Source organism: Limnohabitans sp. Bal53 (assembly GCF_003063355.1).
Lineage (GTDB): Bacteria > Pseudomonadota > Gammaproteobacteria > Burkholderiales > Burkholderiaceae_C > Limnohabitans_A.
Map to the genome: position 1 here is coordinate 24,477 of NZ_NESH01000010.1, position 17,352 is coordinate 41,828.

The following is a 17,352-nucleotide window of genomic DNA, read 5'->3' on the forward strand; positions in this document are numbered from 1 at the left end:
GCGCATGACCAGTTTATTGACCCGTTCGGCTTTTCGATGGTTCACCTCGGTGTGCGCGGGCGCGTGCCTGTTCGTCCCGCTTGCCAAGGTGTCAGCCCACGCCGCACAACCCTCGCTCGCCGCACCGGTGGCTGACCTGTGCAACAGCACGGACCCCAGCACGGTACTGCAGGCCAACCCACAGGCACTGCCCGCACAGGCGCACTGGCTGCACGGTGCACTGCTGCAGTGGCCCGCTCACACCGCCCTGACCAATGGCCACCGTTTCAGCCTACTGGCTTCGCCAAAAAGCCGTTTGCAAGTGCAGCTTGGCCGCCCCGCCGAAGGGGTTGAGCAGCGCTGGCCCCTGCGCATTTCCCCTGGTCCTTTATCGCCAGCTCTGCGACAACGCTTTGACTTCCTCAAACCAGGTGTGTTGCTGCAGATGCCCCCGCTGTCTGGCACCGCGCAGCGCGCCCTGCACACACAACAAACCGTGCTGGTTGAAGAAGACGCACAAGGCCGGGTGGTGGCCGCCACACGCGTGCAGGCCGCAGGCGCGCTCGATGCGCTTTTTGCGCCCAGCGCACAAGCTGTGCACTTGGGCCCCAGCTTTCACGGCCAACAAGTGAAACTGGCCCTGTGGGCTCCCACCGCGCAACAGGTGCAGCTGTGCCTGTACCCCGGGGCCACAACACCTGCCAGCCAAATGCAAGTGTTGCAGCGCGACGCCACCAGCGGCACCTGGTCGGCCACGCTGCCCGCCAAAGCCACTGGCGCGTATTACCGTTTTGCCGTGACCGTGCATGTGCCCGGTGTGGGTTTGGTTCGCAACCTCGTCACCGACCCTTACGCCGTCAGTTTGAGTGCCAACTCCCTGCGCAGCCAGATTTTGGACCTGAACGACCCGGCCTTGCAGCCTGCGAACTGGATGCGTGACACGCCCCCGGCCACCGTCCGCCAAGCCACCGACATGGTGATCTACGAATTGCATGTGCGGGACTTTTCAATCAGCGACGACTCCGTGCCCGTGGCCGACCGTGGCAAGTACCTGGCTTTCACCCATGGTCAGTCGCGGGGCATGCAGCACCTCAAAGCCTTGGCCCGTGCTGGCCTGACCGATGTGCATTTGCTGCCCGTGTTTGACCTGGCCAGCGTGCCCGAAACCTCGTGCCTGAGCCCACAGCCCTCGGGCAACGCCAACAGCGACAGCCAACAAGCCGCAGTGAAAGCCGTGGCCGCACAAGACTGCTTCAACTGGGGCTACGACCCCTTCCATTTCAATGCCCCCGAAGGCAGCTACGCCAGCGATGCACAAGACGGCACACGCCGCGTGATCGAGTTGCGCCAGATGGTGCAAGCCCTGCACCGCGCGGGGCTGCGCGTGGGCATGGACATGGTCTACAACCACACCTCGGCCTCTGGGCAGCACGCGCAATCGGTGCTCGACCGCATCGTCCCCGGCTACTACCAGCGGCTCAATGACCAAGGCGTGGTCGAGCGCTCCACCTGCTGCGACAACACAGCCACCGAGCATGTGATGATGGACAAGCTGATGTCCGACTCGGTGCTGCTGTGGGCGCGCCACTACAAAATGGACTCCTTCCGATTTGACCTGATGGGGCACCAACCCAAAAAGGCCATGGTGCGCATGCACCAGCGCATCGAGAAGGCCTTGGGACGGCGCATCGACTTCATTGGCGAAGGCTGGAACTTTGGCGAAGTGGCCAATGGAGCACGTTTTGTGCAGGCCTCGCAGCTGTCTTTGAACGGCACAGGCATCGGCACCTTCAATGACCGTTTGCGCGACGCCGTGCGTGGCGGCAGCGCCAGCGACACCCCCGAGCGCATTCAGGCCGACCAAGGCTACATCAGCGGCTTGGTGCTGCAGCCCAACGCCCAGGCCCGCGCTGGACAAAACCCACAAGACCTGATGAAAGTGGCCGACCAAGTGCGTGCCGGTTTGGCAGGATCACTGCGCACTTACCGCATGACCACCGCCACCGGTGAGCCACGCGCTTTGCAGGACATCCCCTACGGCACACAGCCCACGGGCTATGTGCAAGAACCCAGCGAAGTGGTGAACTACACCGAAAACCACGACAACCTGACGCTCTGGGATAGCTTGGCCTTCAAACTGCCCCGCACCACCAGCTCAGCAGAACGCGCCCGGGTGCAAGTGCTGGGCGCAGCCCTGGTGGCCTTCAGCCAAGGCGTGGCCTACTTTCATGCGGGGCAAGACATCCTGCGCTCCAAGTCGCTTGACGGCAACAGCTACGACTCGGGCGACTGGTTCAACCGCTTGGACTGGACCTACCAAACCAACCACTTCGGCACAGGCTTGCCGCCCCAACAAGACAACGGGCACCTGTACCCTCTGATGCGCGACCTGCTGCCAGACCCGGCGCTGCAAGCGGCCCCCGCCGACATCGTTTTTTCGCGTGATGCCTTCCGTGACTTACTGAAAATCCGCGCCAGCAGCACGCTGCTGCGCATGCCCACGGCGGCGGACATCCAGCAACGGTTGCGATTTTTCAATGTCGGTCCCACACAAAACCCGGCCGTGATCGCCGCGCACCTGAATGGCCGTGGCCTGAGCGGAGCCCGCTTTGACGAAATGGTGCTGCTGCTCAATGTCGACGCCCGCCCCCACAGCGTGAGCGATGCGGCGCTGCAGGGCAAAGCCTTGCAACTGCACCCGGTACACCTGGACCCGGCAGCCGCCGACACACGGCCAGCACAGCTGGCCCACCATGATGCGGCCACCGGGCGCGTTGAGGTGCCTGCACGCACCGCTCTGGTTTATGTTTTGCCTGCCAGCACGTCTGACACCAAGCCCATGGATTCCCCTCAATGACTGCAATGAAACCACCTCTTCCAACCCTGCACCGCTGGATGTTGGGCATGGGCCTGGCCTTGGGCCTGGGCACCGCCGCTCAGGCCGTGGAGATCACCATCACCTGCGGCCCCAGCGGCAGCGATGTGGAGTTCTGCCTGAAACACGCCCAAGCTTGGGCCGCCAAAACCGGCCACACCATCAAGAACTTTTCGCCGCCCACCAGCTCCACCGAAAAACTGGCGCTCTACCGCCAGCTCTTTGCCGCCAAGTCGGGGGACATCGATGTGCTGCAAATCGACACCGCCTGGCCGGGCATCCTCAAAGACCACCTGCAAGACCTCAAGCCCTTCAGCAAAGGGCTAGAAAACCAGCACTTCCCGGCCATCGTGGCTAACAACACCGTAACCGGACGGCTGCTGGCCATGCCTTGGTACACCGATGCGGGCCTGCTGTACTACCGCAAAGATTTGCTGACCAAGTACAAGCTGCCCGTACCCACCACTTGGGAAGATCTCACCGCCGCCGCGCAAAAAGTGCAAGCTGGGGAACGCGCCAAAGGCGACAATGATTTTCATGGCTTTGTGTTCCAGGCCAAGGCCTACGAAGGCCTGACCTGCAACGCGCTCGAATGGGTCAGCGGCAGCGGCGGTGGCACCGTGGTCGATGAACAAGGCCAGATCACCATCAACAACGCACAGGCGGCACAAGCCCTGAACCGCGCCGCCCGCTGGATCGGCACCATCTCGCCCGTGGGCGTTCTCAACTACGAAGAAGAAGAGGCACGCGGCGTGTTCCAAAACGCCAACGCCTTGTTCATGCGCAACTGGCCTTATGCCTGGTCCTTGCTGCAAAAGGACGACAGCTTGGTCAAGGGCAAGGTGGGCATTGCCAAACTGCCCGGCACCCCCAGCGCCGCCACCTTGGGTGGCTGGCACTTGGGCGTGTCCAAGTACAGCAAGCACGCCGCCATTGCCGCCGATTTGGTGATGTACATGACCAGCGCCCAGGTGCAAAAAGCCCGCGCCATAGGCGGCTCCTTCAACCCCACGCTGCCTGCGCTGTACAAGGACAAAGACATCATCACCGCCAACGACTTCATGTCGAGTTTGGCCGATGTGTTTGCCAACAGCGTGGCCCGCCCCACCACCGCCACCGGCCTGAAGTACCCGCAGGTCAGCCAAAGTTTTTACAACGCGGCGCACGAGGTCATGTCCCAACGCGCCACCGGGGAAGAGGCGGTCAAAAAACTTGAATCCCGCCTCAAACAAATCCGCCGCAAACACTGGTAAGCCCCCATGAACTCCAGAATCCGCACCGCCTGGCTTTTCCTCACCCCCATGATCGTGCTCATGCTGATCGTGGCGGTGTGGCCCTTGGCCCGCTCCATTTGGTTCAGTTTCACCGACACCAACATCAACGACATCGCCGCAGGCCAATATGTGGGCCTGGAAAACTACTTCGGTGAATACGGCTTGTTCTTCAACCCCAACGACGAAGAGGGTTTTTGGGCTGGGGACTGGGGCGTGTCGATCCGCAACACCTTCAGTTTTGCAGTGGTCTCGGTCATCCTCGAAACCCTGACAGGTTTGGGTTTGGCGCTGCTGCTCAACCAAGAGTTCAAGGGCCGTGCCTTTGTGCGCACCGCCGTGCTGGTGCCGTGGGCCATCCCGACCATCGTGTCGGCCAAGATGTGGGGCTGGATGCTCAACGACCAGTTTGGTGTGATCAACACCCTGTTGCTGAACGCCGGGCTGATCAGCCAAAAAATCGCCTGGACGGCCGAGCCCAGCTACGCGCTGTGGACGGTGGTCATGGTCGATGTGTGGAAGACCACACCCTTCATGGCCTTGTTGATTTTGGCCGCGCTGCAAACCGTGCCCAAGGACTGCTACGAAGCCGCCCGCGTGGACGGGGTGCACCCGCTGCGCGTGTTCTGGAAGATCACACTGCCCCTGATCCGCCAGCCGCTGTTGGTGGCCATTGTGTTTCGCCTGCTCGACTCGCTGCGGGTGTTTGACCTGATTTATGTGCTGACCGCCAACGGCAGCACCACCATCAGCATGTCCGGCTTTGTGCGCCGCGAAATGGTGGAGTACGGCAACATGGGTTTTGGCTCAGCGGCGTCAACCTCGCTGTTCCTCATCATCATGCTGACCGCCATCCTTTTCCTGCGCTTGGCCCGCGTGAAACTTGCCGAGGACGCCCGATGAACCACCGCTCCAAACTGGCCACAGCCCTGCTGTACCTGATCTCCGCCATCGTGGTGGTCTTGTCGGTCTACCCCTTCATTTACGCCATCTCGACCTCGCTCAAAACCGGCACCGCCCTGTTCAACTCGCAGTTGATCCCCAGCAACGCCGACTTGCGCAACTACGTGGCCTTGTTTGAAGGCGTGCAGCCCTTTGGCAAAAGCCTGCTCAACTCGATCATGGTGGCGGTGCTGACCGTGGGCTTTGCCATGCTGATGGGCGTGACCGCCGCTTATGCGCTGGGCCGCATCCGTTTCAAGGGCAAGGGCCTGCTTTTGGTTTGCATTTTGGGCGTGTCCATGTTCCCGCAGGTGGCGGTGCTTTCGGGCATGTTCGAGCTGATCCAGTCGCTGGGCCTGTACAACAAGGCCCTGGGTCTGGTGCTGCCCTACACCATCTTCACACTGCCCTTTACCGTGTGGATTCTCACCACCTTCATGCGAGAGCTGCCCGGCGAACTCGAAGAAGCCGCCATCATGGACGGGTGCGGACCGATCCGCATCATCTTTCAGGTCTTCATGCCGCTTTTGTGGCCCGCGCTGGTGTCCACCGGACTGCTGGCCTTCATCGGGGCTTGGAACGAATTCATGTTCGCGCTGACCTTTGTGGTGAGCGACACCGAGCGCACCGTGCCGGTGGCCATCTCGATGATCGCGGGGGCCACGGCGTTTGAAATTCCCTGGGGCACCATCATGGCCGGTTCGGTGATCGTCACCGTGCCGCTGCTGCTCTTGGTCTTCGTTTTCCAAAAACGCATCGTGTCAGGCCTGACGGCCGGTGCGGTCAAAGGTTGAACTTTTTTTCATTACAAACACCATGAGCAAAGCACCCAACAACAACTGGTGGCGCGGCGGCGTCATTTACCAAATCTATCCCCGCTCTTTTGCCGACAGCAACAGCGACGGCGTGGGCGACTTGCCGGGCATCACCGCCCAGCTGGACTATGTGGCCAGCCTGGGCGTGGACGCGATCTGGCTGTCACCGTTTTTCAAAAGCCCAATGAAGGATTTCGGCTACGACGTGAGCGACTACTGCGACGTCGATCCGCTGTTTGGCACGCTGGACGATTTCCGCACCTTGGTGCAAAGCGCACACGCCAAGGGTCTCAAGGTGGTGATCGACCAGGTGCTCTCGCACACCTCGGACCAGCACCCCTGGTTTGAGGAAAGTCGCGCCTCCAAAACCAACCCCAAAGCCGACTGGTATGTGTGGGCCGACGCCAAGGACGACGGCAACCCGCCCAACAACTGGCTGAGTGTGTTCGGTGGCAGCTCCTGGCAATGGGACACCCGCCGCAAGCAGTACTACCTGCACAATTTTTTGGCCAGCCAGCCCGACCTGAACTTCCACAACCCCGAAGTAGTCGAGGCCATTTTGGGCACCGTCAAATTCTGGCTGGAACTGGGTGTGGACGGCTACCGCTTGGACACCGCGCCGTTCTACTTCCACGACAAGGAACTGCGCAACAACCCGGGTCGCGGGGGGGCCAAGGAAGGCGACAACACGGTGTCCGACGTCAACCCCTACGGCTGGCAGTGGCATGTGTATGACAAAGAGCGCCCCGAGAACCTTGAATTTTTCAAGAAACTGCGCGCCCTGGTCGACCAGTATCCCAACACCACCATGGTCGGCGAGATCGGCACCGACGACAGCATTGCCACCATGGCCGCCTACACCAGCGACGGCGACAAGCTGCACATGGCCTACAGCTTTGACTTGCTGGGCAAGGATTCGAGCGCTCCTTATTTGCACGGCCTGATGCAAAAATTCGCCGAAAAAAGCCAGGGCGGCTGGCCGTCTTGGGCGCTGGCCAACCACGATGTGGAGCGGGTCGGCTCGCGTTGGGGCGGCCCCGAGCGCAACTTGCAAAAACTGCGCTTGGCGGCTGCTTTTCAGATGTGCCTGCGCGGCTCACCTTGCCTGTACCAAGGCGACGAACTCGGCCTGCCCGAGGCCGACATCGCCTTTGAAGACCTGCAGGACCCGCCCGGCATCGCCATGTGGCCTGAGTACAAAGGCCGCGACGGCTGCCGCACGCCCATGCCCTGGGTGAGCCAAGCCACCGACATCGGCTTTGGCGATGGCTCGACCAAAGCCTGGCTGCCCTACACCGAGGCCTACCGCCCACTGGCCGCCGATGTGCAAGAGCGCGATGCGGCGTCACACCTGAACTTTTATCGACAACTGCTGCAGTGGCGTCGCACGCAACCGGCCCTCATCCACGGCGAACAAACGTTGCTGCCCGTGGACCCGCAGGTGATGGCCTTTGTGCGCGAGCACGAGGGCCAACGCGTGCTGTGCGCTTTCAACTTCAGCGCGCAAGCGGCCAGCCTGCCCCTGCCGTCCGACATGCAGGCACTGCACACCTTAACGCTGCCCGGCCTGAGTGGCGGCTGCTTGTCGGGCCACGCTTTGGCCTTTGAGCCCTTTGGTGGCCTCATCGTTCAATTGGCCTGAATTGACCTGAATGGGCCTGAATAGGCCCGCACCGGCCCCACCGAAACCTACACCGCGCTGGAGTACACCTCATGTCCCGCATCGAATTCAAGAACATCTGCAAGCGTTACGCACCGCATTTGCCGATGACCATCCACAACGCCAACCTGACCATCGAGCACGGCGAGTTTTGTGTCTTTGTTGGCCCCTCGGGCTGCGGCAAGTCCACCCTGCTGCGCATGGTGGCCGGTCTGGAAGACATCAGCTCCGGCGATTTGCTGATCGGCGACCAACGCGTGAACGACCTGCCCCCCGCCAAGCGCGGCGTGGCCATGGTGTTCCAGAGTTACGCGCTTTACCCGCACATGACCGTGGGTGAAAACATGGCTTTTGGCCTGCGCGTGTTGGGCTCGAACAAAGCCGAGATCGACCGCAAGGTGAAAGAGGCCGCAGACATTTTGCAGCTGACCCCGCTGCTGGACCGCCTGCCCAAAGCCCTGTCGGGCGGGCAGCGCCAGCGCGTGGCGATTGGCCGCGCCATCGTCAAGCAACCCAAGGTGTTTTTGTTTGACGAACCCCTGTCCAACTTGGATGCGGCTTTGCGCGTGCAGACCCGGCTGGAGATTGCCAAGCTGCACAAAGACATGGGCTCGGCCAGCATGATCTACGTGACCCACGACCAGGTCGAGGCCATGACCCTGGCCAACAAAATCGTGCTGCTGCACACCGGGGCACTGATCCAAGAGCGCGGCAGCGTGGCGCAAGTGGGCTCGCCCATGAACCTGTACCACCGCCCGGCCAGCCTGTTTGTGGCCGAGTTCATCGGCTCGCCCAAGATGAACCTGCTCAAAGGCACACTGCAAAGCGCCGAGGCCACACACGCCACGGTGAATGTGGGCGAGCAGACGCTCACAGTGGCGGTGGACGCACGCCATTTGAAAACCGGTGAAGCGGTGCAAGTGGGCATTCGCCCTGAGCACATTCCTTTGGGTGCCGAAGGTGCAGGCACCGGCGTGACCGCCAGCTTGCAACACATCGAACGCCTGGGCGATGCGTCGCTGCTGTATGTGCAAATCACAGGTCAGCCCATGGCCACCGTCAAGGTCGAAGGCAGCGCCGCACTGACCGCTGGCTCGGCGCTCACGCTGCGCCTGATCCCCGATCAGATGCACCTGTTTGACAGCCAAGGCATCGCCTGTCACCGCACCGTGGAACTGCCCGAATAAGCCCCTGCTTTTTCATTGCGTATTGGCCCCCGTCATGAACTCATCCGATCAAGCTTGGTGGAAAAGCAGCGCCGTCTACCAAATCTACCCCCGCAGCTTTTGCGACAGCAACGGTGACGGCATCGGCGACATCCCGGGCATCACGAGCAAGCTGGACCATCTGAAAACGCTGGGCGTGGACGTGGTCTGGCTCTCGCCGGTGTACGAGTCGCCCAACGACGACAACGGCTACGACATCAGCGACTACCGCGCCATCATGGCCGAGTTCGGCAGCATGGCCGACTTCGACGCGATGCTGGCGGGCATGAGCGAGCGCGGCATGGTGCTCATGATGGACCTGGTGGTCAACCACACCTCGGACGAGCACGCATGGTTCCGCCAAGCGCGGTCTTCGCGTGACAACCCGTACCACGATTACTACATCTGGCAAGAACCGGTGGAGGGCCGCGAACCCACCAATTGGGAGTCGGCCTTCAGCGGCTCGGCCTGGAGCTTGAACGAGGCCACGGGCGAGTACTACCTGCACATGTTCTCGCCCAAACAGCCCGACCTGAACTGGGAGAACCCCAAGGTGCGCGCCGAGGTCTATGACCTGATGCACTTTTGGTTCAAAAAAGGCGTGCGCGGTTTTCGCATGGACGTGATCAACCTGATCTCCAAGCCCTGGCGTGCGGACGGCAGCCTGGCCGATGCGCCCGTGGTGCAGCGGGGTTTTTTGCAGCCCGCCTTCGAGATGGTCAAACACGGCCCGCGCTTTGTCGAGTTCATGCGCGAGATGCGCCACGAAGTGCTGGACCATTACAACAGCCTCACTGTGGGCGAATCACCCTGCGCTACCGTGGAAGAAGCCGCCGAGATCACCCATCCCGACACTGGGGCCTTGAACATGGTGTTCCAGTTTGAACACATGGACCTGGACAGCCAAGCGGGCAAAGGCAAATGGGCGCTCAAAGCCCTGCACTTGCCCGACCTCAAAGCCAGCCTGAGCCGCTGGCAAAACGGCCTGCATGGCCGAGGCTGGAACAGCCTGTACTGGAACAACCACGACCAACCGCGCATCGTCTCGCGCTTGGGCGACGACGGCCACCAATACCGCGAGCGCTCGGCCAAAATGCTGGCCACCTGCTTGTACCTGATGCAAGGCACGCCCTATGTCTACCAAGGCGAAGAACTGGGCATGACCAATGTGGCCTGGCCCGACATCACGCACTACCAGGACATCGAAACCCGCAACATGTACCGCGTGGCCACCCAAGAAAAAGGCCAGTCCCCCGACAAAGTGCTGCGCAGCATCCACGCCAAAGGCCGCGACAACGCCCGCACCCCCATGCAGTGGACCGCACAGGCCCATGGCGGCTTCACCACCGGCACGCCTTGGCTGTCGGTGAACAAAAACCACGACCACATCAACGCCGAAGCAGCGCTGGCCCAGCCCGACTCGGTGTTTCACCACTACCGCCAACTGCTGGCCCTGCGCAAGCAATGGCCCGTGTTGGTGCATGGCCGCTACACGCTGCTGCTGCCCGCACACCCCCATGTTTTTGCCTACCTGCGCTCGGACGAACAACACAGCGTCGTGGTGCAGTGCAATTTCAGCGGGCAGTTCCAGCGCCTGCCGCTGACAGAACTGCCCGATCTGCGCGCAGCCACCCCCCTGATCGGCAACCTGCCCTTTGAAGAATGGCCCATGGCCCCAGACACCCTGGCCGGTTGGGAGGCCCGGGCTTACCTGCTGCCCGGTGCAGCTTTAACACACAACGATTGAGTCCTTCATGACACACCACCGCCGCTGGCAACGCACCGCACTCTGGCTGGGTCTTGCCCCTCTCACCCTGCTGTCCGCTCAGTCCATTTCAGCAAGCTCGGTCTACGAAGCCCGAGAAAAAGACTGGCGCAATGGCGCCGTGGTCTACCAAATCTTGGTGGACCGTTTTGTGCCCTCGGCCAATCTGGCCGCCAAAAAGCACCTCTACCCGGCCCCCAAAGTGCTGCACGACTGGCACGAAGTGCCGCAGCGCGGCGTGGATCTGCCCGACCAGAAACTCAACAGCCAGGAGCTGGCTTTTTGGGGTGGCGACCTGCAAAGCGCCCGCTCGCGGCTGGACCATGTGCAGCAACTCGGGGCCACGGCGGTCTACCTCAACCCCATCCACCTGGCCTGGACCAACCACAAATACGACGCCCTCGACTTCAAGGCCATCTCCCCCGAATTCGGCACCCGCGAAGACTTCAAACAATTTGCCCGCGAAGCGCACCAGCGCGGCATGAAGGTGGTGCTGGACGGTGTGTTCAACCACATGGGCCGCAACAGCCCGGCCTTCAAAGAAGCCATGGCCAAGCCGAGCAGCCCTTGGCGCCACTGGTTTGCCATTGGCCCGCAATACAAAGGCGGGGCACGGGTCTGGACCGGTTACCAAAACCTGCCCGAACTCAACTTAGAACACCCGCCCGTGCGCCAGTACCTGTATGAAGCGCCCGACTCAGTGCTGCGCGGCTACCTGCGCGACGGGGCCGACGGCTGGCGGCTGGACACGGCGTTTGAGTTGGGCCACCGTTACCTGCAAGACCTGCGGCATGCCGCCCGCCAAGAGAAAAAAGACGCGCTCATCGTGGGCGAGATCGTCAACTACCCCGACCAATGGCTGCAATCGATGGACGGGGTGATGAACTTCACGCTGCGGCAAATCATCCTCGGCCTGGCCCAAGGCGAACTGAGCACGTCCGCCGCCACCCGCATGACCGAACGCCTGGTGCGTGACGCCGGCATCGAGCCGCTGCTCAAGTCTTGGAACGTGATCGACAACCACGACATTCCCCGCATCCACACCCAACTGCCCGACACGCGCCAGCGCCGGTTGGTGCAAGCACTGCAATTCACCCTGCCGGGCTCACCCAATGTGTATTACGGCAGCGAAGTCGGCATGACCGGCGGCGGCGACCCGGAAAACCGAGGCCCCATGCGCTGGGACCAAGTGCAGCCCGACCAAGCCGAGCTGGTCTGGATGAAACGGCTGATTGCCCTGCAACAAGGGCACCGCGCCCTGCGCGTGGGCGACTACCGCCGCATCGAAGCCGAGCGCCTTTTCGCCTTTGAACGCCACACCGACAAAGCACTGGACACCCGCATCGTGCTGTCCAACCCCGGCAACACGCCCGTGACCGAAAAAATCATGGTGGCCAATGCCGCCCTGATGGACGGCACCCCCCTGGTGAACCTGCTGGCCGACGACCCCCGCCAAGCCGTGACCACCATGGGCCCCGGCCTGATCACAGTCACCGTGCCCGCACAAAGCGTGATGGTGCTGCAACCCATGGAACGCGACTTGGGCGGGTACAGCCGGTACAAACGGGTGCGGTGAAATTTGCATATAGACCGACACATGTGAATCCAATCGGAATACAGATTGCATCTAAGTGGTTTTCAACTCGGAGAACGACATGGACAAAAACTTCTGGCCCCCGATCTTGGCTTTGGCGATTCCGCTGCTGGCTTTGCTGATTCCCATGGCTTACATTGTTTTTCGCTTTGTGCTGCAAAGCCGCAAGGCCCAGCTGACGCATGAGACCATTCGACACTTTGCACAATTGGGGCAGCCCATTCCGCCTGAATTGCTGCAACAAGATCCGCCCAGCGCCGCCTTGGCTGCCCCCACACCAGAACAAAAAACCGAGCGCGTGGCCAGCTTGCTGCGCAAGGCGGTGTTGGCCATATGTTCGGGCTTGGGGCTGGGCTTGGTGGTGTATTGGGTCAACCTCGATCACGGTGAGTTCAACGGTTTCCACGGCTGGGCCTGGGGCTTGTTGCCCTTCATCCTGGGCTTGGGCTGGCTGTTTCTTTGGGTGGCCGAATCTCGGCAGCTGCGGCATGAACAGGCACTGGCGCGTGGCGAGTCGGACTGAGTGTGTCCATCCCCTCTTTGGCACAGGAGCGCGAGTGGCTGCGCTTGGCGCAGCACCATCACGATGCACAGGCCTTCGGGCAGCTGGTGGCCCTTCACCAGGGGCGTGTGCGTGCGGTGCTGCGCAAGCTCACCCGGGGCCAGCAGGCCCTGGCCGATGAGTTGGCGCAAGAAACTTTCATCAAAGCTTGGCGGGCCTTGCCCACGTTCCGGCACGGGGCGCAGTGGAGCACTTGGCTGCACCGCATTGCTTACCTCGAATTTTTGCAGCACCAAAGGCGTTGGGCCGATGAGCATGCCAGCACCGCATCGCCCGAGCATGAGGCCATCGCAGCCACGCACTCGGCCCACGATTTGCGCCTGGACTTGGAGAAGGCTTTGGCACAATTGCACCCTTTGGAAAATGCCGCCATCGTGTACTGTTACCACAGCGGTTTGAACCATGCCGAGGCGGCGCAAGTTTTGGACTTGCCTTTGGGCACCGTCAAAAGCCATGTCATGCGCGGGCGCGCCAAACTGCAAACGCTGCTGGCCGCCTGGAAGCACACAGACATTCAGGAGTCACCATGAACAAGACCACCGCTGACACCTCGAATGCCGACGACTGGCTGACGCCTTTGTTGTTGCAGGACGCGCATGGGGACCCTAGCCTACAACAGGACGCGGCTTTTGTGGCGCAAGTCATGGGCCAATTGCTTGAGCCCGCCGATGCACTTGCAAAGCCCCAAAAGCCTAGGGTCAACACGAACTTGACCCGCGAGCGCGGAATGTTGCTGGGCTTTCAGTTAATCATGGTTGTTTTAATCGTCATATCCGCACCTACAGCCGTGCAAGCCTGGCTTGAAGTTGCAAAAGCTCCTATGAACATGACGGCTTGGTATGACCAAAAACTGTGGGGCTTCGCTTTGGGGCTGAGCATGATGTTTTATGGTTCATATGAATTACTGAACACGCCTGAGTAGGCTACTGTCATTGCAATTGACTCAACCAAATTTTTTGTTTGAGCGCCAATTCAGATTGACCCTTTGTTGATTGCAAAATGTTCGATATCAACCGATAAGCCCAAGCTCTTGACGTCGCATTCGTGCGTGAGTAGCTCGGGCATGAGGCACCCAGCCCTGCCTGAGCCAACGCCGCCACATCAACAAACCACGTATCCACTCATCGGCCGCGTAGGCCAGCCAGACCCCCATCAATCCCCAACCCCAGTGCACTCCCAGCAGCCAACTGCCGCCCGCAAGCACCACCGCCTTGGAGCCCGCTCCGGCATAAAACGGATAGCGGGCATCGCCCGTTGCGCGCAAGGCCGAGATCACAATCAGGTTGAAGGTACGCCCTGTCTCCAGCAGGATCGACAGCCACATCAGTTGGCTACCTATCCGCACAATGTCAGGGTCCTGTGTAAAAAAACCCAATAGCCATGTACCCAGTAGCGCCTGCACACAGGCCACAAGCAGTGTCACGGCAAAGCCAATCTTTTGCGCCTTGCGCACCAGATCGTGTGCCTGCCGAAACTGGCGTGCTCCGACCATGTGGCCGATCACCATTTCAACGGTGATGCCAATCGCCAAGGCGCTGATCAATACCCACATGTTGAACTGCAAGACATAGGCCTGGGTGGCCAACGCCTGCGTGCCCATGAGGCCAACAGCGGCCACGCTGACCATGAAGGCCGCCTCCCATGACAAGTTTTCTGCCGCACCGGGCAGGCCGATGTGCAGCACCGGCTTCAATTGAGTCCAACGCACCCGCCACCAGTCTGTCCACTGTGGACGCAGCCCAAGCCGCAGCCGCCACAAATACAGGTGCAAGGCCATACCCACCAAACGGCTGATGATGACGGCCACAGCAAAACCCGGCAAACCCAACGCCGACAACGGCCCCCAACCGGTCATCAAGGGCCAGGCCAGCGCCATGTGGGTGGCATGCATAACGATCATCACTGCCAGCGTGTCTCGGTTGCGCAGGTGCGCCCGCATGACCCCGGCCATACAGGCGTTCCAGGCGTCCAGCACCAATGCGAGCGCCAGCGATTGCAAAAACGGTGCGGCCAGCAGCAACACATCAGCGGGCGCATTGAGCATCTGCAGCATCGGGCGTGCGCACAACAAGGCCAGCATGGCTGCCACCCCCCCCATCCAGGTTCCTGAGGCCTTTGCAGCGCGTGCGACCCGGTCAGCCTCCGCGCGATGCCCGGCCCCAAGGTTTTGCGTGATGACCACGCTTACCCCCGCTCCCACCAGACGGAAGACCATGAACAACAAACCAAACACGTGGTGGGACAGCGCAAAAGCACCTCCCGCCGCGTCAGAGATGCCAGCAGCCAGTGCCGTGCCAACCATCCCCACCACCAGTCCAAGCGACAGTTCAACCAACAGGGGGAAAACGAGACTGGTTATGGCTGTGTGATTGGAGATGCCAAATGTGGATTTCATGAAAAGGCACTTGCCAAAATGATCAAGCCACATTGATTTACATTCATGGCGCCGACCGACGTCCGTAACATTACTACATCTCCTCTTCAGCATTCAGCCTAGAATGGAATATGTATGAACCGTACCGTCAGATTTTGTGCGCGTGCGACTTTTATGGGTTTTTGAATCCCCCAGACTGGTGCCCCACAATGCGTTCAATATCGATTGTTTCCGGTGTAATTGAATTACAAAACAACCCCCTTAATGGCCTTGACTCACAACCAAGCACGACATGATTACCTTCGAATCTCCCCGTTTGCTTGCTGACATTGGGCGCGTCTACGCTCGTTTTGCCATAGAGCTCGAGCGTGACCAATACAGCCACCAAGCTTCTTTGCGGTGCGCTGACCACCCGAGTCTTGAACAAGCAATCAGAACCTATCTGGAATCCGTACAGCCATTAACGGTTGAACATGCAGCCATAGCCATTGCCACGCCTGTCGATGGTGACCAAGTACGCATGACCAATTACCACTGGCAATTTTCGATAGAGCAAACACGTCAAGCTTTGGGACTCGATACTCTGGTTGTCGTCAATGATTTCACCGCATTAGCCATGGCCTTGCCACGGCTAGGGCCCGATGCCATTCGCCAAGTAGGCGGAGGCCAGCCGGTTAAAAGTAGCGTCATAGGTTTACTGGGTTCGGGTACTGGTCTAGGCGTTTCAGGACTGATCCCATCTGGTGATGGTTGGATTTCTCTTGGATCAGAAGGTGGCCACACCAGCTTTGCCCCCAGAGACGCCAACGAAATTGCTGTTTTGCACCACGCACTGACACTTTACGACCATGTCTCTTTTGAGCGTTTGGTGTCTGGTTCCGGATTGGAACTGATTTACCAAGCATTGAGCCAGACACGAAAAGGGGTGGCTGAATTTTTGAGTGCCCCCGAAATCACACGCTTGGCGCTTGACGAAGACAATGCTTTGTGTCGGACCACACTTGACGTTTTCTGCAATATGTTAGGCACGGCGGCCAGTGATCTGGCCGTGACCCTAGGCGCAACTGGCGGCGTCTATATTGGCGGAAGCATCATCCCAAGACTGGGCGCCTATTTCGATCAATCCGGTTTTCGTCAACGCTTTGAAGACAAAGGTCGTTTCAGGCAGTATGTAGAACACATCCCGACCTATGTGATCACCGCCGACAATCCAACTTTCATGGGTGTTTCAGCGATCTTGGAGACACAACTACGGACTCTTCAGAATTCCATAGGATCGGCTATCTTGTCCCAAATCCGTCGGTTGCGTCCACAGCTCTCGCCCGCCGAACAGCGCGTTGCAGAATTGGTTCTGTCACAACCTCGGTCGGTACTGAATGACCCGATTCATGATATTGCCCTGGCGGCTCAGGTCAGTCAGCCTACCGTGATCCGCTTCTGTCGATCGGTGGGCTGCAAAGGACTCTCTGATTTTAAATTGCGTCTTGCATCTGGTCTGAGCGTTTCAGTCCCTATCACGCACTCCAAAGTTACTCACGAGGACTCTGTTCTGGAGTTGGGCTCCAAAGTTCTGGGCAATACCGCCAATGCTGTATTGCAACTGCGCAACGAATTGCAGCGCGAATCCATTGACAAAGCCATTGATCTTGTCATGGCGGCTCAGCGAGTTGAAATTTTTGCAGTCGGTAGCTACGCGTCTGTTGCGCTAGATGCGCAGATGAAATTTTTACGGCTCGGCATTCCCTGCGGCGTCCACACCGACCCACACACGCAACATTTGGTCAGTAAACTTGTTAACCGTGACACCGCCACCCTCATCATCAGCAGTGGTGGTTCTTTACCAGAATTGATTTCATTGCAACACGTTCTCAGTGAGCAGGGCGCATCTGTCGTTGCCATCACAGCCAATCAATCCATCCTAGCCAAAAAAGCCGATGCTGCACTTGTGGCCGAGCACAACGAACATGCTGCGACCCATTTACCCATGATCAGCCGTGTCCTGCATCTTTTACTGGTGGACATTTTGGTTGTAGGTCTAGAAATGCGTCTTGCTGAATTAGGGCGGACTTCAGAGGCACTCGTCATGGGAATCAATGAGATCCCGACATCACCCTCACATACTTCACCGGTACAAGGCGTGCGTATGTCATCTCCTGTGCGTCCATCAATTTCACACAGTCAATGATTTCAAAGGGATTACCCTTATGTAGTTTTGTTTCTCGAGTCTTTGATTTTTATGTAATCGAATTACAATTCTCCAAACTTACACCACTGAAGTGGCGGCTTTACGAAGGAGAAGACAAATCATGG

13 protein-coding genes are annotated in these 17,352 nt (G+C 59.8%); 12 read left to right on the forward strand and 1 reads right to left on the reverse strand.

All coding sequences use genetic code 11. The annotated features are described in order from the left end of the window. Nucleotides 1-4: 4 nt before the first annotated feature. From B9Z50_RS16780 to B9Z50_RS16830, 11 genes are all read left to right on the forward strand, one after another. Entirely contained in the window at nt 5-2,836 is a 2,832-nt protein-coding gene (locus B9Z50_RS16780; protein WP_108365908.1) for an alpha-1,6-glucosidase domain-containing protein, read from the forward strand. Between the two features lie 5 nt (nt 2,837-2,841). After that, nucleotides 2,842-4,107 (forward strand): ABC transporter substrate-binding protein, encoded by a 1,266-nt coding sequence (locus tag B9Z50_RS16785; protein ID WP_108365909.1) that lies wholly within the window; start codon nt 2,842-2,844, stop codon nt 4,105-4,107. Nucleotides 4,108-4,113: 6 nt separating this feature from the next. Continuing rightward, on the forward strand, nt 4,114-5,028 hold the full coding sequence (locus B9Z50_RS16790; protein WP_108365910.1) for a carbohydrate ABC transporter permease: 915 nt from the start codon (nt 4,114-4,116) through the stop codon (nt 5,026-5,028). After that, nucleotides 5,025-5,861 (forward strand): carbohydrate ABC transporter permease, encoded by an 837-nt coding sequence (locus tag B9Z50_RS16795; RefSeq protein ID WP_108365911.1) that lies wholly within the window; start codon nt 5,025-5,027, stop codon nt 5,859-5,861. Before B9Z50_RS16790 ends, B9Z50_RS16795 begins: the two co-directional genes overlap by 4 nt. A 22-nt stretch (nt 5,862-5,883) precedes the next feature. Continuing rightward, entirely contained in the window at nt 5,884-7,524 is a 1,641-nt protein-coding gene (locus B9Z50_RS16800) for an alpha-glucosidase family protein (protein ID WP_108365912.1), read from the forward strand. Between the two features lie 71 nt (nt 7,525-7,595). Further along, nucleotides 7,596-8,729, forward strand: a complete 1,134-nt coding sequence (locus B9Z50_RS16805) for an ABC transporter ATP-binding protein (RefSeq protein WP_108365913.1) — start codon at nt 7,596-7,598, stop codon at nt 8,727-8,729. Nucleotides 8,730-8,763: 34 nt separating this feature from the next. Next, nucleotides 8,764-10,494 (forward strand): alpha-glucosidase, encoded by a 1,731-nt coding sequence (locus B9Z50_RS16810; protein WP_108365914.1) that lies wholly within the window; start codon nt 8,764-8,766, stop codon nt 10,492-10,494. Nucleotides 10,495-10,501: 7 nt separating this feature from the next. After that, complete coding sequence (locus B9Z50_RS16815) at nt 10,502-12,088, forward strand: glycoside hydrolase family 13 protein (RefSeq protein ID WP_108365915.1); 1,587 nt, start codon at nt 10,502-10,504, stop codon at nt 12,086-12,088. Nucleotides 12,089-12,167: 79 nt separating this feature from the next. After that, nucleotides 12,168-12,629: a DUF6249 domain-containing protein gene (locus B9Z50_RS16820; RefSeq protein ID WP_108365916.1), complete on the forward strand. Its 462-nt coding sequence runs from the start codon at nt 12,168-12,170 to the stop codon at nt 12,627-12,629. 2 nt (nt 12,630-12,631) lie between these two features. Then, entirely contained in the window at nt 12,632-13,198 is a 567-nt protein-coding gene (locus B9Z50_RS16825; protein ID WP_158270703.1) for an RNA polymerase sigma factor, read from the forward strand. Beyond that, nucleotides 13,195-13,590, forward strand: coding sequence for a hypothetical protein (locus B9Z50_RS16830; RefSeq protein WP_108365918.1), 396 nt, complete (start codon nt 13,195-13,197; stop codon nt 13,588-13,590). The genes B9Z50_RS16825 and B9Z50_RS16830 overlap by 4 nt, the downstream gene beginning before the upstream one ends. Before the next feature lie 87 nt (nt 13,591-13,677). On the opposite strand, the gene B9Z50_RS16835 is transcribed toward B9Z50_RS16830, so the two are convergent. Next, the gene (locus tag B9Z50_RS16835; RefSeq protein WP_108365919.1) at nt 13,678-15,063 is read right to left on the reverse strand and encodes an MATE family efflux transporter; all 1,386 of its coding nucleotides are present in this window, start codon (nt 15,061-15,063) and stop codon (nt 13,678-13,680) included. A gap of 271 nt (nt 15,064-15,334) precedes the next feature. On the opposite strand from B9Z50_RS16835, the gene B9Z50_RS16840 reads away from it, so the two are divergent. Further along, complete coding sequence (locus tag B9Z50_RS16840; RefSeq protein ID WP_108365920.1) at nt 15,335-17,227, forward strand: glucokinase; 1,893 nt, start codon at nt 15,335-15,337, stop codon at nt 17,225-17,227. Nucleotides 17,228-17,352 lie beyond the last annotated feature (125 nt).

Bases quoted from the DNA above. Each gene is read 5' to 3' on its own strand.
- B9Z50_RS16820 (WP_108365916.1), top strand. From the start codon at position 12,168: ATGGACAAAAACTTCTGGCCCCCGATCTTGGCTTTGGCGATTCCGCTG.
- B9Z50_RS16780 (WP_108365908.1), top strand. From the start codon at position 5: ATGACCAGTTTATTGACCCGTTCGGCTTTTCGATGGTTCACCTCGGTG.
- B9Z50_RS16790 (WP_108365910.1), top strand. From the start codon at position 4,114: ATGAACTCCAGAATCCGCACCGCCTGGCTTTTCCTCACCCCCATGATC.
- B9Z50_RS16795 (WP_108365911.1), top strand. From the start codon at position 5,025: ATGAACCACCGCTCCAAACTGGCCACAGCCCTGCTGTACCTGATCTCC.
- B9Z50_RS16805 (WP_108365913.1), top strand. From the start codon at position 7,596: ATGTCCCGCATCGAATTCAAGAACATCTGCAAGCGTTACGCACCGCAT.
- B9Z50_RS16785 (WP_108365909.1), top strand. From the start codon at position 2,842: ATGAAACCACCTCTTCCAACCCTGCACCGCTGGATGTTGGGCATGGGC.
- B9Z50_RS16800 (WP_108365912.1), top strand. From the start codon at position 5,884: ATGAGCAAAGCACCCAACAACAACTGGTGGCGCGGCGGCGTCATTTAC.
- B9Z50_RS16840 (WP_108365920.1), top strand. From the start codon at position 15,335: ATGATTACCTTCGAATCTCCCCGTTTGCTTGCTGACATTGGGCGCGTC.
- B9Z50_RS16810 (WP_108365914.1), top strand. From the start codon at position 8,764: ATGAACTCATCCGATCAAGCTTGGTGGAAAAGCAGCGCCGTCTACCAA.
- B9Z50_RS16835 (WP_108365919.1), bottom strand. From the start codon at position 15,063: ATGAAATCCACATTTGGCATCTCCAATCACACAGCCATAACCAGTCTC.
- B9Z50_RS16830 (WP_108365918.1), top strand. From the start codon at position 13,195: ATGAACAAGACCACCGCTGACACCTCGAATGCCGACGACTGGCTGACG.
- B9Z50_RS16815 (WP_108365915.1), top strand. From the start codon at position 10,502: ATGACACACCACCGCCGCTGGCAACGCACCGCACTCTGGCTGGGTCTT.